Origin of the sequence: Huaxiibacter chinensis, assembly GCF_022171985.1 — a bacterium.
Lineage (GTDB): Bacteria > Pseudomonadota > Gammaproteobacteria > Enterobacterales > Enterobacteriaceae > Enterobacter > Enterobacter chinensis_A.
In genome coordinates this window covers 39312-59341 of sequence record NZ_JAJVHF010000008.1, presented here as the reverse complement: position 1 = coordinate 59341, position 20030 = coordinate 39312, and the positions used below count along the sequence as shown (strand labels likewise).

The following is a 20030-nucleotide window of genomic DNA, read 5'->3' as shown; positions in this document are numbered from 1 at the left end:
GCGGTTCACAATGAGAGATAACCATGAAACGAGCCGTGAACGCCCTACAAAATTTCGGAAAATCACTGTACGGACCGGTACTTATCTTACCCATCGTCGGTCTGTTTATCGCCTTTGGTAACGTGCTGGGCAACGGAAATCTGGCCGAGTACCTGCCGTTTCTCGGCCATCCACTGATTCAACATCTGGGACAGCTGATCGCGAAATCGGCGGTTTCCGTGCTGGTCAATCTCGCGCTGGTCTTTGCCGTAGGCATCCCGATTGGTCTGGCATCGCGCGACAAAGGTTACGCCGCGTTAATCGGCCTGGTTACCTTTGTCGTGTTTATCAATGCGATGAATGTCACGCTGCAGCTGCAGGGCGCCCTCGCCCCGGCAGATCAGATGAAAGCAGCAGGACAAGGCATGGTGCTGGGGGTACAGGTCCTGGAGATGGGCGTCTTCGCCGGGATCCTGACCGGGGCGCTCTCCGGGTATCTCTACAATAAATATTCCAGCGTCCAGTTTAACGGCGCGATGGCAATTTATTCAGGCCACTGTTTTGTCGCCATTATTATGCTGCCCGTGTCGATGTTGCTCGGTGTCCTGATGAGTGAACTCTGGCCGTTCGCCCAGCACGGCATTAGCGCAATGGCGCTGGCGATAAAAGGGTCCGGCCCGTTCGGCGTGGCGATTTACGGCTTCCTTGAACGTATTCTGGTGCCGACGGGCCTGCATCATCTGGTCTACACCCCGTTCCTGTATACCGAACTGGGCGGCACGCAGGACGTTTGCGGCACCGTTTATCAGGGCGCACGTAACATCTATTTTGCCGAGATGGCCTGTCCGGACGTGAAGCAGTTAAGCAGCACGGTGGTGTGGGACGCGCGCGGTATCAGTAAAATGTTTGGCCTGCCCGCAGCGGCGCTGGCGATGTACATGACGGCGAAACCGGAACGTAAAGCCATCGCCAAAGCCATTCTTATCCCGGCCGCCCTCACCTCGCTGCTGGTGGGCGTGACCGAACCCATCGAATTTTCGTTCCTGTTCGTTGCGCCGTTACTGTTTGTGGTGCACGCCGTGCTGACCGGCATTGGCATGATGCTGTTTTACCTGTTCGGCGTTCACGCTATCGGTGCGAACGGCATTATCGACTTCATTCTCTATAACCTGCCGCTGGGCACCGAAAAATCCAACTGGCCGATGTACATCCTGGTCGGGCTGATCATGTTCGCGCTCTATTTCGTCATCTTCCGCTTCCTGATCCTGCGCTTCGACATGAAGACGCCGGGCCGTGAGGATGAGGATCAGGAGACCCGTCTCTACAGCAAACAAGAGTACCAGGCGAAGGGCAATAACGATGGCCTGGGCGAGTCCATTGTGGTGGGCCTTGGCGGACGGGAAAACATTGAGGTCGTGGATAACTGCTACACCCGACTGCGCGTCACGGTACGGGATACCGCCCTCGTTGACGAGCCACGGCTCAAAGCGACAGGGGCGAAAGCCGTCATCAAACAAGGTAATAACGTTCAGGTGGTCTACGGGCTGCATGTCAAAAAAATGCGAGAAGCCGTTGAGACGTTTCTCTGAAGGAGATCATGATGTTTAAACCCCCATTCATTCTGTCTATCGCCGGCGGCGGCAGTACCTATACGCCCGGCATCGTGAAAAGCCTGATGGTGCAACTGCAGGATTTCCCGCTGGCCGAAATCCGCCTCTATGACATTGATGCCGCCCGTCAGGAGACGATTGCGCCGGTTGTCGAGAAGGTCATTCGCGATCACAGCCAGAGCATCGTGTTTACCGTGACCAGCGACCCGGAGGTGGCCTTTAGCGGCGCACATTTCGTATTCGCCCAGATGCGCGTGGGACAGTACAAAATGCGTGAGCAGGATGAGAAAATCCCGTTGCGTCACGGTGTGGTAGGTCAGGAGACCTGCGGACCCGGCGGGCTGGCGTATGGCCTGCGGACCATCTTGCCGATGGTAGAACTGATCGACAGCGTGGAACGTTACGCGCACGAAAAAGCCTGGATCGTTAACTATTCCAACCCGGCAGCCATCGTGGCGGAAGGGGTACGTCGTCTGCGTCCTCATGCGCGCGTGCTCAACATCTGCGATATGCCGGTCGCGGCGATGCGTAACATGGGGGCGATACTGGGCGTTGACCGACATAAACTCGAAGTGGACTATTTTGGTCTGAACCACTTTGGCTGGTTTACCAGCGTGCGGGTAGACGGCGAAGAAAAATTACCTGCCCTGCGTCAGCACATCGCAAAATTCGGTCTGTTAACGGAAGATGCCGCCAAAACCGATCCGCAGCATTCCGATCCGTCCTGGGTGAAAACCTGGCGCAACATTAAACCGATCATGGATAATTTCCCCGAGTATCTGCCCAATCCGTATTTGCAGTACTACCTGATGCCCAATCAGATCGTCGAACATCAAAATCCGGACTACACGCGTGCGAACGAAGTGATGAACGGACGTGAGAAAAAGCTGTTTGCGGCAGCCGAGGAGTACAAACGAACCGGCGTGCTTTCAGATGCATTCCACGTGGGCGTGCACGGCGAGTTTATCGTGGATGTGGCCCGCTCTCTGGCCTTTAACCTGCGCCAGCGCCATCTGGTCATGGTTGAAAACAGAGGCGCGATCGTCAATCTTCCGTACGATGCAGTGGTTGAAGTCCCGGCCTATATTACCTCTGAAGGACCCGAACCCGTCCGCGTGGGCAAAGTGCCTCTGTTCCATCAAACCCTGCTTCAGCAACAGCTGGCGTCAGAACAACTGCTGGTAGAAGCCACGGTGGAAGGCAGCTACGAAAAAGCGCTGCAGGCCTTCACCCTTAACCGTACCGTACCGACGATGGAGCATGCAAAAGCGATCCTCGATGAGATGATCGAGGCCAACCGGGACTACTGGCCTGCCCTGCAAAAAGCCTGGCAGGACGGCGAAGCGGTGAAAAAATAAGGGGTTGCTCGCGAGTTGAACGTGGGGTGCTTGTCGGTGTCAGAAAAAACACCGACAATCCTTTTTTAAGGAAAAATGGAGGCACCCCATGTCCACCTCATATTTTGTCTCTGCCGACTGGCTTATTGAGCACGGCGACGACCCGGAAGTGCAAATCCTTGATGCAAGAATGGCCCCTCCCGGTCAGGAGCACCGTGACGTTCCCGCGGAATACCGCGCCGGGCATCTACCTGAAGCGGTATTTTTTGATATCGAAGCCCTCTCCGATCACCACTCTCCCCTGCCGCACATGCTACCGCGCCCTGAAGCCTTTTCCGTTACCATGCGCGAGCTCGGCGTCAGCCGTGATAAGCACCTGGTGGTGTATGACGAGGGGAATCTGTTTTCCGCCCCGCGTGCATGGTGGATGCTGAAAAATTTCGGCGTCGAAAAGGTGTCGATTCTGGCGGGCGGGCTTGCTGGCTGGAAACGGGATGAACTGCCCTTGCAGGAAGGCGATGTGCGTCTGCCGGAAGGGGAATTCGATGCCACCTTCGAGGCAGAGGTCGTCAAACGTCTGACCGATGTGCTGGTGGTCAGCCACGAAAAGACCGCGCAGATCGTTGATGCCCGTCCTGCCCCACGTTTCAACGCCCAGGCGGATGAACCGCGTCCGGGACTGAAGCGTGGCCACATTCCCGGCGCGCTGAACGTACCCTGGGGCGATCTGGTGTTTGAAGGTGAGCTTAAAACCACCGACGAATTGCGGGACATTTTTGAGCGACAAGGCGTCGATTTGCAGCGTCCCGTCATTGCCAGCTGTGGCTCCGGCGTGACGGCGTGCGTGGTCATTCTGGCTCTCGCCACGCTGGGCATGACCGACGTAACGCTTTACGACGGTTCGTGGAGCGAATGGGGCGCACGGGACGACCTTCCCGTTGAACCGGCTCGATAATGGATAACCGACTGGCAACGCTGCTCACGCGGGGGGAATCCCTTACGCGTGCAGAATATCGGGTGCTGGCGCATCTGACGGAACACCCGTTGCTGGTCGGCAATATCACGGTACGCGAACTGGCGCAGGCGACCTTTGTCTCAACCGCCACCATCATGCGACTGTGCCAGAAACTGGGCTTCAGCGGTTTCAGCGAGTTTATCTGGCACTGCAAACAGCTGCTCACCGACACGCCGCATATTCCCTCTCAGGTGCAGGGGGCGTTGCATCTCCCCGCCCTGTTTAGCCAGTTCATCGCCAACTATCAGCGCACGTTTCACTGGGTGACCGAAGAGAAGCGCTATCAGTTTTCGTCCCTGCTGCGTGAAAAAGAGAGCTTTTTCCTTTATGGCGCCGGGTTTTCTTATCTGTTTGCGGAGTATCTCACCAAGAAGCTGCAGGTGCTGGGGAAGACGGCGTTTATTTCCGGGCCGGGCGACAGCCGGAATATTTTTCTCAGCAACGCGGCTCGGTATCAGGTGTTTATCGCGGTGTCCCGCAGCGGCGAAACGGAGCAGGTGCTGGATAAGGCGAAAATCGCCAAAAATGTCGGCATGACGGTGGTGGCCTTCACCCGGGCATCAGCGAACTCGCTGGCAGGCATGGCCGATCTGCATTTTGCACTGTACGACGAAGCGGTGCATTACGCCGCCGAGGCCGCGGGCGTCACCTCGTTTGAGTCGAATCTGGTATTGCTGATGGATCTCCTGCTGCTGGAAGCGACGGGGTGAAGACTCACCCCGCGTCATCAGATAATGCGGGTAGTTTTAAGATCGCGCAGGAAACCGCCCCAGCGACGCTCATAAAACGGCGTGATGTGCTCAGTGATAAAGTGGCTAATGCCCTTCTCATCCTTTCTCACCTGACAGATATCAATGGGTTCATCACCCGGCAGCGTATCGGTGGCAACGCTGCCCGCCGCCTGAATAATTTCATCGATATCGCCGTCTGCTTCAATGCCGATCAGCAGCACCGGCTGTTCTTCCGTGCTCTCTTTAATCGAACACAAGAACGCGCGCCTGACGGGTTTCAGGGTCTTGAAAAGCGTAGTCAGTGAATCAATCATCTGGGCTGGCGGCTCGGCCACTTCTGAAAGCAACAGCGTTTCGCCCCCTTCCAGCACCTCCTGCGTGCTGAGCGGGTTACCCTCTTCGCCGATCAGATGGCTGATTTCACGCGGCGTGAACTCTTTACCCGTTGGCAACTTCGCGTTCAGGAAAAGCGTTTCGCCGAGCGTCATTTCAAACAGCGTGCGTACCGGCATCACCACAAACGCCTGCTCATCTTCAACGGCTTCCTGGAGGGCTTCAAGCGATGTGAAAAACGGAATAACCGAGGTGCCGTCCTCTTTTTCCCAGTGCAGCAGATCCAGCGCACTGTCTTCAACAACCTGCTCGCCTTCCGCTGCGGTGCCTGGCACCCAGACGGTCGACTCCAGCAGGCTGCGGAAAAATGCCGGACGGTGGGCAGGTTCCGTTGCCGCCTTTTCAAGCAGCGTTTCTAATTCGTTTTTGGTTTCTGACATAGTTTGGCTACTTCGTAAAAAAGCCGGGTGGCGCAACGCTTTACCCGGCCTGGAAAATCCGTAAGCCCGGTAAGCGCAGTGCTCCCGGGCAAGAGAATTACTCGGCGGTCAGCAGATTTGCAATGGTACGCACGCCCAGACCGGTGGCGCCTGCAGACCACTGCTCAACGCCCGCTTTACGGTAGGTCGCGGAACAGTCGATGTGCAGCCAGCCTTCGTGGTAGTTCTCAACAAAGTGAGACAGGAAACCTGCCGCGGTGCTTGCCCCAGCCGGATACGCCGCGCTGGCGGTGTTATTCAGTTCGGCAAAATTAGACGGCAGCTGGCTGCGATGGAATTCGGCCAGCGGCAGGCGCCAGAATGGCTCGTTCTCTTGTGCAGCGCTGGCGAGCAGACGAGCGGCCAGCTTGTCGTCGAAGCTGAACAGGGCATGGTAGTCGTTGCCAAGGGCAGTTTTCGCCGCACCGGTCAGGGTCGCCATATCAATGATTAACTCTGGTTTCTGCGCAGACGCGTCAATCAGACCATCCGCCAGCACCAGACGCCCTTCTGCGTCAGTGTTCATCACTTCAACGTTTTTACCGTTACGGTAGCGAATGATATCCCCGAGCTTAAAGGCATTGCCGCTGACCATGTTATCTGCACAGCACAGATAGAGCTTCACGCGCTTGTTCAGACCACGATTAATCGCAAAGGCCAGCGCCCCGGTAATGGTGGCAGCGCCGCCCATGTCCGATTTCATGGAGTCCATGAACGCGCTCTGCTTCAGGCTGTAGCCGCCGGTATCGAAGGTGATACCTTTACCCACCAGGCAGGCATAAACCGGGGCTTCTTTATCGCCGGTTGGGTTGTAATCAAGCGCCAGCAGGACCGGTGGACGTTCAGATCCGCGGCCTACGGTGTGGATACCCATGTAATTTTGTTCGCGGAGATCTTCGCCTTTGGTGATGCGGTAGGACATTTTATCTCCTGCCGCGCCGCTCAGCAGATCGACTGCACGCTGAGCCAGCTGCTCCGGCCCCAGCTCTTCTGCTGGCGCGTTGATCGTATCACGCACCCAGTCGATAATGGTGAGGCGGCTTTCCAGCTCTTTCTGACCTGCTTCGTCGAGGCTTGCCCACTCCACTTTACGCGTGCCTTTAGGTCCTTTAAAACCGGCCCAGAATGCCCAGCTGCGGTCGATGTCCCAGCCTTCGCCTGCCAGCGTAACGTGCTTAATACCCAGACCGTCGATTTTGCGTGCAGCACGCTGAATCAGCCCCAAATCATCGGTGCCGTTCAGGTGCAGAGTGATGCCGTCATTGTTGATGCTGTAGGGCGCTTTTTCGCCCCAGCGTGCGTCCGCTGGCTGAGTCGAAATCGTAATCTTCATCGCTTCGGTCATTGTCTTTTTCCTTATTAGCAACTAGCAAACGGGCCGCCCAGAGGCAGCCCGTTTCGTTATCTATTCTGCTTCATCTAACCAGACTAACAGAATCGCCTCCAGAATTTTTTCACTGGATGCGCTGGGATCGTCATCAAAATCCTCCAGATCGCAGATCCACTGATGCATATCGGTGAATCGCACGGTCTTCGGATCGAGATCCGGGTTGGCGTCGTACAACGCTTCACCGATTTCACGGCTGTCGGTCCACTTGAGTCCCATACTCACCTCTGTTAATGCTCGCGAGCATGGTTAATGGTGTAACGCGGGAATTCAACCACCAGGTCTTCATCGGTAACGCGTGCCTGACAGCTTAAACGGCTGTCTGGCTCCAGACCCCAGGCCTTATCCAGCATATCATCTTCATCTTCCGTGCTCTCCGCAAGGGAGTCAAAACCTTCACGGACAACGCAGTGGCAGGTGGTGCAGGCACAGGATTTTTCACAGGCGTGTTCCACTTCGATACCGTTACGCAGGGCAACATCGAGAATGGTTTCGCCGGTCTCAGCTTCCAGAACTACGCCATCCGGACAGAGGTCCGCATGGGGCAGAAAAACAATCTTTGGCATATCAAACCTCGTCCACGGACTGACCTTTCAACGCAACACGAACAGATTTGTCCATGCGGCGAGCGGCAAAGTCCTGGGTTTCTTTATCAACGTTTTTAATCGCTTGTTCTATTGCGTCAGCGTCATCTTCTTTGGCAACGGTGCGTAAATGCGCCGCCGCCTCATCAATCACCTGGCGCTCTGCGGCGCTTAGCAGCGCGGCATCAGCAGTGAGTGCGCCTTCCAGACTTTCCAGCACGCGTGCCGCTTCAACTTTTTGTTCAGCCAGCATGCGCGCCTTCACGTCCTGTTCGGCATAGCTCATTGAATCCTGAATCATGGAGGCGATTTCGCCATCGGTCAGACCGTAAGACGGTTTCACCTGGATGGACGATTCCACGCCGGTGGATTTCTCCATCGCCGTCACGCTCAGCAGTCCGTCCGCATCGACCTGGAAAGTGACGCGAATATGCGCCCCGCCCGCAGGCAGCGCCGGAATGCTGCGCAGGGCAAAGCGTGCCAGAGAGCGACAATCCTGAACCAGTTCGCGCTCACCCTGCATAACGTGGATGGACATCGCGGTCTGGCCATCTTTAAAGGTCGTGAACTCCTGGGCACGCGCCACCGGAATGGTGGTGTTGCGTGGGATCACTTTCTCAACGAGACCGCCCATGGTTTCTAAGCCCAGGGAGAGCGGGATCACGTCAAGCAGCAGCATTTCGCTGTCCGGCTTATTGCCCACCAGAATGTCGGCCTGGATAGCGGCACCCACGGCAACGACTTTATCCGGGTCGATAGAGGTGAGCGGCGTGCGGCCAAAGAACTCACCTACGCGGTGACGCACCAGCGGTACGCGCGTTGAGCCGCCGACCATCACCACTTCAAGCACCTCGCTCGCCTCTACGCCAGCATCTTTCAATGCGCGGCGACAGGCCAGCAGGGTACGTTTAACCAGCGGGGCAATCAGATCGTCAAACTGTTCACGGGTGATTTCACCCTGCCAGCCCGCCACGTTAACGGTGACAGTCTGCGCATCGCTCAGCGCAATTTTGGCGTCGATAGCCGCGTCCAGCAGTTCACGCTGCACGCGGTCGTCGCTACGATCGGCCACGCCCGCCTGCTCGCGAATATAATCCGCCAGCAGATGGTCAAAATCATCGCCACCCAGCGCAGAATCGCCGCCGGTGGCCAGCACTTCAAACACCCCGCGGCTTAAGCGCAGAATGGAGATATCAAAGGTGCCGCCGCCCAGGTCATACACGGCAATGACGCCTTCCTGACCGGAGTCCAGACCATACGCGATTGCCGCTGCGGTCGGTTCATTGAGCAGACGCAGCACGTGCAGGCCCGCCAGACGCGCCGCGTCTTTCGTGCCCTGACGCTGTGCATCATCAAAATAGGCCGGAACGGTGATCACCACGCCGTCCAGCTCGCCTTCCAGCGTTGCCGTCGCCCGTGCCGCCAGCGCTTTTAAAATATCGGCAGAGACACGAACCGGGTTCAACAGACCTGCAGGGGTGTGAATCATCGGCAGACCGTTTTCGCTGGCCTGCAGCTGATAAGGCAGATGCGGATAACGTTGCTGAATGTCAGCAAGGGAGCGGCCCATCATGCGTTTGACCGAACTGATGGTATTCGCAGGATCTTTGGCGGCATTGGCGCGCGCGGCGTACCCGACCGTGTGCCCCTCTTTCTGGTAGTTCACCACGGAAGGCAGAAGATGACGTCCGTCGACATCCGCCAGGGTTTCGGCCTGCCCACTACGGACGGTTGCCACGAGGGAATTGGTGGTGCCTAAGTCTATGCCCACCGCCAGACGACGCTGGTGCGGTGCGGCGCTCAGGCCAGGCTCACTAATTTGTAATAAGGCCATAATTGCTTCCGAAATTAAAAATCGAGCAGTTTTTCTTCGAGTTGTTCTGCACTGCTGCGTAGTTTATCGAGAAAACGGAGCTTGCGTACAGTGTCCGCTGCCACGTCCCACGTCTCGTGATTCAATTGTTCAACCATGAGCTGATGGCGAGAATCAAACATTCCCTTCACCCGTTTGATGAAGCTTTCAAGGCGCGCTTCGTCTTTGGCGTGTTCAATCTCATCCAGCTCTTCGCGCAGTTCAAGCTGCTCCATCAGGAACGCCGTGTCGCGCACGGTGTGCTGTTCGCTGGCCAAATCAGTACCGTGGAGTGAAAGGAGATACTCTGCACGGCTGAGCGGATTGCGCAGCGTCTGCCAGGCCTGATTGATGGTCGCGGATTGCGATACGGCTGCCAATTGCTCTGACGGGGTACCACTGGCGAATTTGTCCGGATGGTACTGACGTTGCAGATCCTGGAAACGGACCGTCAGCGCCGGGAGGTCAATGGAGTATTGAGCGGGTAATCCGAAGAGAGTGAAGTAATCCATAACAATCTCAGGGGTAGGCTTTGAACAAACCCCACGCGCAGCGTGGGGTTTCGGATGACGCGCGGTTAAACGTGGAAGCTTTCGCCGCAACCACACTCGTCTTTAACGTTCGGGTTCGTGAATTTAAAGCCTTCGTTCAGGCCCTCTTTCACAAAGTCCAGCTGAGTGCCGTTGAGGAACTGCAGGCTCTTGCCATCGACCACTACCTTCACGCCCTTGTCTTCAAACACGGTGTCATCAGTCGCCGGTTCGTCAACAAACTCCAGTACGTAAGCCATACCGGAACAGCCGGAGGTGCGTACGCCCAGTCGCAGGCCAAAGCCTTTACCACGGTTCTCCAGGAAGGAGCTTACTCGCGCGGCAGCACTGTCGCTAAGGGTAATCGACATACTCAAACCTCAATTATTTTGCTTCACGTTTGCTTTTGTAATCCGCAATAGCGGCTTTAATCGCGTCTTCTGCCAGAATAGAACAGTGAATTTTCACCGGCGGCAGTTCGAGTTCGTCAGCAATATCGGTATTTTTAATTGCCTGTGCTTCGTCCAGAGACTTGCCCTTCACCCATTCGGTGACCAGAGAGCTGGAAGCGATAGCAGAACCGCAACCGTAGGTCTTGAAACGTGCGTCTTCAATGATACCGTCATTGTTGACTTTAATCTGTAATTTCATCACGTCGCCACAGGCAGGTGCACCCACCATGCCGCTGCCTACGCTGTCGTCGCTGTTGTCAAAAGAGCCAACGTTGCGTGGGTTTTCGTAATGATCAATAACTTTTTCGCTGTATGCCATGATTGAATTCTCCTTACCTGCCGATTAGTGATGTGACCATTCGATGCTGTTCAGATCCACGCCCTGTTTGAACATTTCCCATAGTGGAGAAAGGTCACGCAGACGGCCGATAGAGTTACGAACCAGCTTGATGGTGTAGTCAATCTCTTCTTCGGTAGTAAAACGACCCAAAGAGAAGCGGATAGAGCTGTGTGCCAGCTCGTCAGTCATACCCAGTGCGCGCAGCACGTAGGATGGCTCCAGGCTTGCAGACGTACAGGCAGAACCAGACGATACCGCCAGGTCTTTCAGGGCCATAATCAGCGATTCACCTTCAACATAGTTGAAGCTGACGTTAAGAATGTTAGGAGCGCCCTGCTCAAGATCGCCGTTCAGGTACACTTCTTCCATGTCCTTCACGCCGTCCCACAGACGGTTACGCAGCGTACGCAGGCGTGCCATCTCGGTTTCCATCTCTTCTTTCGCGATGCGGTAAGCTTCACCCATGCCCACAATCTGGTGAACAGGCAGCGTACCGGAACGCATACCGCGCTCGTGACCGCCGCCGTGCATCTGTGCTTCGATGCGGATACGTGGCTTACGACGAACGTACAGTGCGCCAATCCCTTTCGGGCCATAGATTTTGTGGCCGGAGAAGGACATCAGGTCGACTTTCAGCTGGCTCAGGTCGACAGGCAGTTTGCCCACGCTCTGGGTCGCATCAACGTGGTAGATGATGCCGCGCGCACGGCACATTTCGCCGATAGTCGCGATATCCTGAACCACGCCGATTTCATTATTCACGTGCATGATGGAGACAAGAATCGTGTCTTCACGCATCGCAGCTTCAAGCTCTTTGAGATCGATAATACCGTTGCTCTTCGGCGCAAGGTAGGTCACTTCGAACCCTTCACGCTCGAGCTGACGGCAGGTATCCAGCACGGCTTTGTGCTCGGTTTTGCTGGTGATGATGTGCTTGCCTTTTTTCTGATAGAAGTTGGCCGCACCTTTAATCGCCAGGTTATCGGATTCAGTCGCACCGGAGGTGAAAACAATTTCACGCGGATCGGCACCGACCAGGTCAGCAATCTGATTACGGGCGATATCAACCGCCTCTTCAGCATGCCAGCCAAAACGGTGTGAACGGGACGCTGGGTTACCAAAGTTTCCGTCCAGGGTCAGACACTGCATCATTTTCTCGGCAACACGCGGGTCCACCGGCGTGGTTGCGGAGTAATCGAGATAGATCGGTAATTTCATTGCTCTATAAACTCCGTACATCGCTTCAATGCAAGGAACCAGGCTACCGGCTGGATGTACGACCGTGTAGACGGGGCGCGTGCCCCGGCCTGATTCTGAAATCTTTTTACGCTTTTGTTTTCAGGCCGCGTTTAACCAACCTGAACCGTATCGCGTCTTTTATTTATGCGCGCAGCTTAACGTTAATGGCGTCTTGCCCGCGGGTACTGCGTTGTGATTCATGGCTATGCTGACGTCCTGACACATCAAGAACTTCCTGGTTATTCACCAGTTCGCCCAGCGTGATGTTATTCAGGAAACCGGTCAGACGATCGCTCAGGTCGCGCCACAGCGCGTGGGTCAGGCATTTGTCGCCGCCCTGGCAGCCGCCTTTACCCTGGCAACGGGTCGCGTCGACGGATTCATCCACAGCGCTGATGACTTCACCAACGGCGATGCTGCCCGCATCTTTACCCAGGAGGTATCCGCCGCCCGGGCCACGAACGCTGGAAACCAGTCCATTTTTACGCAATCTGGAGAACAATTGTTCCAGATAAGATAATGAAATTCCCTGTCGTTCAGAAATATCAGCCAACGGAACCGGGCCCGTTTCAGAGTTGAGCGCGACGTCCAGCATCGCGGTCACGGCATAACGCCCTTTAGATGTCAGTCTCATGTCTTACTTAACCTCAAACTCGCCCCTGCCCGGGGTTTTTTATTGTAAAATGGGGGTCTTGCATAGCAGGGCCAAGTCTGACATTCCCGACTAAATTGGTCAACTATTTACTTGACTGTTTTAGTCAGGTATTAAACGTTCTGTGCCATTTTGCCGTAGCCTGAGCGTATGCCCTGACCACGGCGCTTTCCCCCGGGGAGAGGGAAACAGGGGGCACTATTCTTTATTCTTCTGCTCAATCGACGCCAGAATCCCGCGCAGGATATTAAGCTCCTGGCTTTCCGGACGCGCACGGGTAAACATTCGGCGCAGTTTATTCATTACCTGCCCCGGATGCCCTTCCCGAATAAAGCCGGTAGACAGCAACGTCTGCTCAAGATGGCCGTAGAAACGCTCCAGATCGTCCACCAGCGGATAGGGTGTCTCTTCATCCTGCACAGCGTCGCCTGACTCCTGCTTTGCCAGCCAGGCCATGCGCACTTCGTAGGCGATAACCTGCACCGCCATGGCCAGGTTGAGCGAGCTGTATTCCGGGTTTGCCGCAATCGCCACGTGGTAATGGCACTTCTGCAACTCTTCGTTCGTCAGGCCCACGCGTTCGCGACCAAACACCAGCGCGACCGGCGCATGCTCGGCTTCTGCGGTGCTTTTCAGGCCACATTCACGCGGGTCGAGCATCGGCCACGGCAAGGTGCGCGAGCGCGCACTGGTACCCACGACCAGGCTACAACCTGCCAGCGCTTCGTCCAGGGTGTCAACGATGTGCGCACTGCCGATGACATCGCTGGCACCGGCGGCCAGCGCGATCGCCTGCGAGTCTGGTTTTACCAGCGGATTCACCAGCCAGAGATTGGTTAAGCCCATGGTTTTCATTGCGCGGGCAACAGAGCCCATATTGCCGGTATGCGATGTTTCGACCAGCACGATTCGAATGTTTTGCAGCATAATATTTAGTTGTCTGAGGCCAGTGTCTGAAGAATATTCCGGCATATTATCATAAACGAGAGACATGATCCGAACTCGCTGCTATACTCTGCGCCGTTTTCGTTTCCCCTGTTCTTTAACATCCAGTGAGAGTAACCGATGCAACATCCTATGTTGACCATCGCCGTGCGCGCAGCGCGCAAGGCGGGTAATGTAATTGCCAAACACTACGAAACGCCAGATTCTGTAGAGACCAGCCAGAAAGGCAGCAATGACTTTGTGACTAACGTCGATAAAGCCGCAGAAGCGATGATTATCGAAACCATTCGCAAATCTTACCCGCAGCACACCATTATCACCGAAGAAAGCGGTGAGCATGCAGGCGAAGATCAGGATGTTCAATGGGTTATTGATCCACTGGATGGCACCACCAACTTCGTTAAACGTCTTCCTCATTTCTCTGTATCCATTGCCGTACGCATTAAAGGCCGTACAGAAGTGGCCGTGGTTTACGATCCAATGCGTAACGAACTGTTCACCGCGACCCGTGGTCAGGGCGCACAGCTGAATGGCTATCGTCTGCGTGGCACCAACGCTCGCGATCTGGATGGCACCATTCTGGCGACCGGTTTCCCGTTCAAAGCCAAACAGCACGCGACCACCTACATGAAAATCCTCGGCAAACTCTTTACCGAATGCGCGGACTTCCGTCGTTCAGGTTCTGCTGCTCTGGATCTGGCCTACGTGGCTGCCGGGCGTGTGGACGGTTATTTTGAAATTGGCCTCAAGCCGTGGGACTTTGCTGCGGGCGAGCTGATTGCACGTGAAGCAGGCGCGCTGGTCTGTGACTTCACTGGCGGACATAACTTCCTGATGAGCGGCAATATCGTGGCGGGTAACCCACGCGTGGTGAAAGCCATGCTGGCGAACATGCGTGACGAACTGAGCGACGCGCTGAAGCGCTAAATTCCGCTTCTGGCGGTTCTCTCTTTTCAGGGAGAACCGCTTGTACTCAAAACGGACGCAGTCCCCTACCTACCGGCACCGCGCTTACCCAAAGCGTCACAGCTGCCGCCAGGAGAATCACCCCGCCCGCCAGGGCCAGCGTTGTCCAGCCAACCTGCTTCCAGAGAACCGGCGTTGCGTTGCCGCTTAGCTTGACGGCCAGTTGCCGAAAACTGTGAACCAACAGCGCCAGTGATGTAATGGTTAACGACGTGCCTGCCGCCATCGCCAGAGCGGATATCACTCCCCAGCTAAAGACCCCAATCACTTTACTGAACAACAGCACCATGATCGCTCCCGAGCAGGGTCGCATTCCCATAGAGAGTATGATCATCAGCCGTGCCCGCCAGTCCTCCCCGCTTTGAAGCTGTGCCTGGGTCGGTAAATGTTGATGCCCGCAGCCGCAATGCGCATCATGGACATGATGCGGCGTAAAGGTCTTAAACACGGGCTTTCGCACTAACAGGCGCAGTTTTTTCAGCGCTCGCCAGCACAGGAGCAGCCCCAGGACACCCACCAGGGCATAGCTGCCTTTCTCCAGCCAGAAACTGCTCAGATGCAGCTGGCGTGCGGGTAACTTCAACAGCGTTAACACCACCACCACCAGCACGATCGCCACAATCCCCTGCAACAGCGAGGAAGCCAGCGTCAGGCCAATACTTGATTTCAGTTTTGAGGGATGGGTCGCGAGCCATGTTGTGATGACGATCTTCCCGTGTCCCGGCCCCAGCGCATGAAGCACGCCATAAAGAAAGCTGAAGATCAGCAGCGATCCGCCAGCCTTTGTCGGATCGGCCGCCACGGCCTTCAGCAAACTGCTCATCTGCTGATTGACCTCGCGCTGCCAGAGAATGCTTTTCATCATGACCTGCGGCCACGCCTGCCATAACCAGAGTGCACCGGCGACCGACAACAGCAGGAAGAGCATCAGCGGCCACCACTGCAGCCAGCGGGGTCTCTTTTTCACGGAAGTTATGATTACTGACATTGTACTTTCACCACCTGCGCAAATTGTTTACCCAGCTCCATGTCCTCCGGCGGGGCATCTTCTTTATCAAGTGAAATAGCAAAGTTAAGCGTTTCTTCACTGGGGTTGGGCGTGGTTACGCTGATTTTACACTGCTGCTGCAATGCCGCAGGGAGGCTGACGTCACTCTCTTCGGCATAGCTCATATCAACATAGTAAGTGGGATCAAAGGTCGAAAAGGTATAGGTTTGCCCGTCGAGCGGCTGAGGCTGCGCCAGCGGCAGAATAAAGGTCAACACCGCCTGGTGCCCCTCGCGCGCCATTCCGTAGGTTGTGGGCCGATTGAGGAATTTCACCTTTTGCCCGTTATGCCAGAACTCGGTGAAATAGTGCTGGCCCAGCACGTTTGCCATCACCTCTGCCGCCAGCTTTTTCCAGACTTCATCACCCGGCTTTGCATTTCCGGCATCATAAAGCAGATCGGCTGAGGTGATCTCATCCATAGTCCAGCGCATTTTCAGGCCGCTAAGCTGATGGTTTTCGGCCACCAGCGTCGTTTGCAGCGTGATAAAACTGTGAGGATGCGCCACCGCACTGAAAGATAAAACCGCACATATTATTGCGCAGGCGCTGTGTTTAACTGTTTGCATCAATTCCTCACGTCATAAATTCTGTGATGTTCGCCCGCAATCCTGAGTGAAAGAGCTGCCGGCGCGCTTTCCAGCCCACATCCTTTAGCTATTCTTATCAAATACTCTTACTGGATACCCTGCAGATGATGACGACTCTCGAAATTCCATCTGTGCTTTCCAGTTCGCAGCGTCGCTGCCAGGTGCTCATGATGTTTTACCTGCCCGGATTCGCCGTAACTTCGCAATCGATTATTGATTTAAACGGAGTCGACAGCGACATTGCACGGCAAGATATAGCGGAGACGCGCGATGAAATCCAGCGCTATCACCGTCTGGACATCGCCACGCATCATGACGGCAGCTACCGGATGGAAGGCACAACCCTGGACAAACGTTTATGCCTGTTACACGGATTGCGCCGGGCGCTGCGTCTGTGTCCGCACTTTGTCTCGGGGCAGTTTACCCCGGCGCTCAAAACAGCCCTTAAACAGATGGGCATTCCCCGCACGTTATACGATGACACCAACCTGCGGGCGCTGATCAACTTCTGTTCGCGCCGTCTGCAACGGCAGTTTGAGTGTCGAGATATACAGTTTTTGCAACTCTATCTGCAATATTGCCTGATTCAGCATCACCTGGGGCAAACGCCGCAGTTTTCTCCCGTCCAGCGTAACTGGGCGCAGTCTCGCGGGGAATATCTTACCGCCCAGGAGATCGTTCGTCACTGGCAGCGCCGGGTTGCGCAGCTGCCCCACGACGATGAACATCTCTTTTTATCCCTGCTTTTTATGATGTTGCGAACGCCCGATCCCCTTCGCGACGCGCATCAGCAGGATGAACGCCTGCGCCAGACTATCGTTCGGATGATCGCCCGCTTCCAGGCAGAAACCGGCATGCGCTTTAGTGACGAACAGGGGCTTACCGATCAGCTCTATATTCACCTTGCCCAGGCGCTGGACCGCTCTCTGTTTGGTATCGGCATTGATAACGCGCTGCCCGAGGAAATTGGTCGCCTTTATCCGCGTTTAATGCGCACCACCCAGGCCATTCTGTCTGAAGTGGAGGCTGAGTTTGGCCTGCGATTTTCGGATGAAGAGATGAGCCTGGTGGCGGTTATCTTTGGCGCCTGGCTGATGCAGGAGACTGACCTGCACGAAAAGCAGGTGGTCTTGCTAACCGGGGAGGATAAAACCTGCGAAGAGGTCATTGAGCAACAGCTGCGTGAATTGACCCTGTTGCCGTTGAATATCCGCTATCTGGCGTTAAATGTGTTCCAGCAGGAGGGCGCACCGCGGGAAGCCGCGCTGGTCATTACCCCCTACGCCACCGCCCTGCCGCTGTTTTCACCGCCGCTCATTCACGCCGTCGAGACGCTTAATGAGCAGCAGCAAAAACATATCCGCGCCATGCTGGAGTCCTGAGGTTAGCGTCGCGCCGCGACCTTTGGACGTACCAGTATGGCCGGTATCGCCACCAGCGCCATCACCCAAAACACGCCGTGCCCCAGATGCTGATACAGGAAGCCGGCAAAGACGGTCATGATGGCGATACTGCCGCCCATCGCCACGGCGGAATAAATGGCCTGAAGACGAATGACATCGCCCCCTTCACGCGCCGCGATATAGCGCATCGCCGCAAGGTGGCAAACGGTGAAGGTACCGCAGTGTAAAATTTGCGCCACGATGAGCCAGGGCAACTCCGTCGTCCACCCCATAATTCCCCATCGCGCCACGCCGCAGAGGGCGGACAGCAGCAGTAAATCGCGCGCGCCAAACCGACGGAACAGTTTTTTGCTCAGGGCAAAAATAACCACTTCGGCTACCACGCCCAGCGACCACAGATAGCCCACCGCTGAAGCGGAGTATCCCGCCTCCTGCCAGTAAATTGCGCTGAAGCCATAGTACGCCGCATGTGCGCCCTGCAGCAGACAGACGCAGGCAAGGAAACGCCAGCTTTGTACCACTAACGTGCGCCAGGCGGGCCAGCCAGCACTCTCCTGCTGTCGTGTTTCACCGTGCGGCATGACCGATGGACGCAGCAGCATCCCCAGCACCATCGAAGCAATCCCCACGCTAAGCAACGCCAGGATCGCCCGATAGTCATATAGGCTGACCAGTTTCCCCACCAGCGCAGAGCCGATCACAAAGGCAATTGATCCCCACAGGCGGACACGGCCATAGTCCATGGTGATCTGTTTTTGCCAGGTATTCGCCAGCGCATCGGTTAAGGGCACCAGCGGCGAGAAGAAGAGGTTAAATCCAACCATCACCACCATCAGCCAGGCAAACTGATGACTGACCCAGAAAGCGGCCAGGAACACCAGCGTCAGGAGTGAGAGCACCCGCAGCGCTTTAATGAGCAGGGAAGGATCGCTCACGCGTGGGGCAATGATCAGGCTGCCAAGGAAACGAGCGACCAGCCCCGATCCAAGCAGGATGCCGATCGTTTCAGGCGTCAGGCCAATACCGGCCAGCCAGACGCTCCAGAAGGGCAAGAAAATACCGTAGCTAAAGAAGTAGGTAAAATAGCTGAGTGCCAGCCAGCGCGTGGAATGCAAAACCATGAATCCCTCCCGTTTTGGAGGCGATAGTCTGGCGGGAATAGGGAAATATAGCAAGTCGTTAGCGGGCTATAAATTAACGTTTATTTAACAAAAAATGTCCTGTCCATGCCCAAAAACAAAAAAGGCCGCAAGCGCGGCCTTTTTGATACGGGCAAAGCAGGATTATGCGTAAACCGGGAAGCGTGCGCAGATATCCAGAACTTTACCTTTAACGCGCTCGATTACCGCGTCGTCATTGATATTGTCCAGCACATCACACATCCAGCCAGCCAGCTCTTTCACTTCGGCTTCTTTGAAACCGCGACGTGTCACAGCCGGAGAACCGATACGGATGCCGGAGGTCACAAACGGGCTCTTCGGATCGTTTGGCACGCTGTTTTTGTTCACGGTGATGTTCGCACGGCCAAGGGCTGCATCCGCTTCTTTACCGGTCAGGTTTTTATCCACCAGATCCAGCAGGAACAGGTGGTTCTCAGTACCGCCGGAGACCACTTTGTAGCCACGGTTCAGGAAGACTTCGACCATCGCTTTGGCGTTTTTTGCCACCTGCTGCTGGTAAACTTTGAACTCTGGCTCCATGGCTTCTTTCAGCGCCACCGCTTTCGCCGCGATCACGTGCATCAACGGGCCGCCCTGCGCGCTTGGGAAGACGGCAGAGTTCAGTTTCTTATACAGATCTTCGTCGCCGCCCTTCGCCAGGATCAGGCCACCGCGTGGACCCGCCAGGGTTTTGTGGGTGGTGGTGGTCACAACGTGAGCGTGTGGAACCGGGTTCGGGTAAACATCTGCGGCAATCAGGCCCGCAACGTGTGCCATATCAACGAACAGGTACGCGCCGATGCTGTCTGCGATTTCACGCATTTTTGCCCAGTCAACCACACCGGAGTAAGCAGAGAAGCCACCGATAATCATCTTCGGTTTGTGCTCTTTAGCCTGCTTCGCCATGTCTTCGTAGTCGATTTTACCGGACTCATCAATGCCGTAAGGGATAATGTTGTACAGTTTGCCAGAGAAGTTAACCGGAGAGCCGTGAGTCAGGTGGCCGCCTTGCGCCAGGTTCATACCCAGAACGGTATCGCCCGGTTGCAGCAGCGCGGTGTAGACCGCGAAGTTAGCCTGAGAGCCGGAGTGCGGCTGGACGTTAGCGTAGTCGGCGCCAAACAGCTCTTTTGCGCGATCGATGGCCAGCTGTTCAACAATATCAACGTATTCGCAGCCGCCGTAATAGCGCTTGCCTGGATAACCTTCAGCATATTTGTTGGTCAGCTGAGAACCCTGTGCCTGCATCACGCGCGGGCTGGTGTAGTTTTCGGAGGCGATCAGTTCGATGTGCTCTTCCTGACGTACTTTTTCCTGCTCCATAGCCTGCCACAGTTCGGCATCATAATCGGCAATGTTCATTTCACGCTTTAACATCCGCATCTCCTGACTCAGCTA

General features: G+C 55.8%; 21 protein-coding genes. 6 read left to right on the top strand and 15 right to left on the bottom strand.

Features of this window, described 5'->3' with window-relative positions; genetic code table 11:
* The first annotated feature begins 23 nt into the window (after positions 1-23).
* From LZP96_RS17195 to LZP96_RS17180, 4 genes are all read left to right on the top strand, one after another.
* Positions 24-1568 carry a PTS transporter subunit EIIC gene (locus LZP96_RS17195; RefSeq protein ID WP_064326991.1) on the top strand — a complete coding sequence of 515 codons (1545 nt, stop codon included), beginning with the start codon at positions 24-26 and terminating at the stop codon, positions 1566-1568.
* 11 nt (positions 1569-1579) lie between these two features.
* Positions 1580-2947: a 6-phospho-alpha-glucosidase gene (locus tag LZP96_RS17190; protein ID WP_064326992.1), complete on the top strand. Its 1368-nt coding sequence runs from the start codon at positions 1580-1582 to the stop codon at positions 2945-2947.
* 88 nt (positions 2948-3035) lie between these two features.
* Complete coding sequence (sseA, locus tag LZP96_RS17185) at positions 3036-3881, top strand: 3-mercaptopyruvate sulfurtransferase (protein ID WP_064326993.1); 846 nt, start codon at positions 3036-3038, stop codon at positions 3879-3881.
* Positions 3881-4651: a MurR/RpiR family transcriptional regulator gene (locus LZP96_RS17180; protein WP_064326994.1), complete on the top strand. Its 771-nt coding sequence runs from the start codon at positions 3881-3883 to the stop codon at positions 4649-4651. Before sseA ends, LZP96_RS17180 begins: the two co-directional genes overlap by 1 nt.
* 17 nt (positions 4652-4668) lie before the next feature.
* Here LZP96_RS17180 and sseB read toward each other — a convergent pair whose 3' ends face one another.
* From sseB to trmJ, 11 genes are all read right to left on the bottom strand, one after another.
* The gene (gene sseB, locus LZP96_RS17175) at positions 4669-5445 is read right to left on the bottom strand and encodes an enhanced serine sensitivity protein SseB (RefSeq protein ID WP_064326995.1); all 777 of its coding nucleotides are present in this window, start codon (positions 5443-5445) and stop codon (positions 4669-4671) included.
* A 97-nt stretch (positions 5446-5542) separates the two neighbouring features.
* The gene (gene pepB, locus LZP96_RS17170) at positions 5543-6829 is read right to left on the bottom strand and encodes an aminopeptidase PepB (protein ID WP_064326996.1); all 1287 of its coding nucleotides are present in this window, start codon (positions 6827-6829) and stop codon (positions 5543-5545) included.
* 60 nt (positions 6830-6889) lie between these two features.
* Positions 6890-7090: a Fe-S cluster assembly protein IscX gene (iscX, locus tag LZP96_RS17165; RefSeq protein WP_015960017.1), complete on the bottom strand. Its 201-nt coding sequence runs from the start codon at positions 7088-7090 to the stop codon at positions 6890-6892.
* Between the two features lie 11 nt (positions 7091-7101).
* A complete protein-coding gene (fdx, locus tag LZP96_RS17160) occupies positions 7102-7437 on the bottom strand; it encodes an ISC system 2Fe-2S type ferredoxin (RefSeq protein WP_015960018.1) in 336 nt (111 codons plus the stop codon).
* A gap of 1 nt (position 7438) precedes the next feature.
* Entirely contained in the window at positions 7439-9289 is a 1851-nt protein-coding gene (gene hscA / locus LZP96_RS17155; protein WP_258926186.1) for a Fe-S protein assembly chaperone HscA, read from the bottom strand.
* Between the two features lie 14 nt (positions 9290-9303).
* Positions 9304-9819 carry a co-chaperone HscB gene (gene hscB / locus LZP96_RS17150; protein WP_064326998.1) on the bottom strand — a complete coding sequence of 172 codons (516 nt, stop codon included), beginning with the start codon at positions 9817-9819 and terminating at the stop codon, positions 9304-9306.
* A gap of 65 nt (positions 9820-9884) precedes the next feature.
* Positions 9885-10208, bottom strand: coding sequence for an iron-sulfur cluster assembly protein IscA (gene iscA / locus LZP96_RS17145; protein ID WP_064326999.1), 324 nt, complete (start codon positions 10206-10208; stop codon positions 9885-9887).
* A gap of 13 nt (positions 10209-10221) precedes the next feature.
* The gene (gene iscU / locus LZP96_RS17140; protein WP_064327000.1) at positions 10222-10608 is read right to left on the bottom strand and encodes a Fe-S cluster assembly scaffold IscU; all 387 of its coding nucleotides are present in this window, start codon (positions 10606-10608) and stop codon (positions 10222-10224) included.
* 24 nt (positions 10609-10632) lie between these two features.
* Complete coding sequence (gene iscS / locus LZP96_RS17135) at positions 10633-11847, bottom strand: cysteine desulfurase (RefSeq protein ID WP_064327001.1); 1215 nt, start codon at positions 11845-11847, stop codon at positions 10633-10635.
* A 163-nt stretch (positions 11848-12010) separates the two neighbouring features.
* Complete coding sequence (gene iscR, locus LZP96_RS17130) at positions 12011-12502, bottom strand: Fe-S cluster assembly transcriptional regulator IscR (RefSeq protein WP_064327002.1); 492 nt, start codon at positions 12500-12502, stop codon at positions 12011-12013.
* Between the two features lie 216 nt (positions 12503-12718).
* On the bottom strand, positions 12719-13447 hold the full coding sequence (trmJ, locus tag LZP96_RS17125) for a tRNA (cytosine(32)/uridine(32)-2'-O)-methyltransferase TrmJ (protein ID WP_064327003.1): 729 nt from the start codon (positions 13445-13447) through the stop codon (positions 12719-12721).
* A gap of 138 nt (positions 13448-13585) precedes the next feature.
* Here trmJ and suhB point away from each other — a divergent pair, with 138 nt between their 5' ends.
* On the top strand, positions 13586-14392 hold the full coding sequence (gene suhB, locus LZP96_RS17120; RefSeq protein WP_087892630.1) for an inositol-1-monophosphatase: 807 nt from the start codon (positions 13586-13588) through the stop codon (positions 14390-14392).
* Positions 14393-14438: 46 nt separating this feature from the next.
* Here the strand turns inward: suhB and LZP96_RS17115 are convergent, their stop codons facing one another.
* Together LZP96_RS17115 and LZP96_RS17110 are read right to left on the bottom strand one after the other, a co-directional pair.
* Complete coding sequence (locus LZP96_RS17115) at positions 14439-15419, bottom strand: nickel/cobalt transporter (protein WP_064327005.1); 981 nt, start codon at positions 15417-15419, stop codon at positions 14439-14441.
* Positions 15410-16048 (bottom strand): DUF1007 family protein, encoded by a 639-nt coding sequence (locus LZP96_RS17110; RefSeq protein WP_064327006.1) that lies wholly within the window; start codon positions 16046-16048, stop codon positions 15410-15412. Before LZP96_RS17110 ends, LZP96_RS17115 begins: the two co-directional genes overlap by 10 nt.
* Before the next feature lie 125 nt (positions 16049-16173).
* Between LZP96_RS17110 and csiE the strand changes: the two genes are divergently transcribed.
* Positions 16174-17451, top strand: a complete 1278-nt coding sequence (gene csiE, locus LZP96_RS17105; protein ID WP_064327007.1) for a stationary phase inducible protein CsiE — start codon at positions 16174-16176, stop codon at positions 17449-17451.
* Positions 17452-17453: 2 nt separating this feature from the next.
* Here csiE and LZP96_RS17100 read toward each other — a convergent pair whose 3' ends face one another.
* Entirely contained in the window at positions 17454-18593 is a 1140-nt protein-coding gene (locus LZP96_RS17100) for a 3-phenylpropionate MFS transporter (RefSeq protein WP_064327008.1), read from the bottom strand.
* 162 nt (positions 18594-18755) lie between these two features.
* Entirely contained in the window at positions 18756-20009 is a 1254-nt protein-coding gene (gene glyA, locus LZP96_RS17095; protein ID WP_064327009.1) for a serine hydroxymethyltransferase, read from the bottom strand.
* Positions 20010-20030 lie beyond the last annotated feature (21 nt).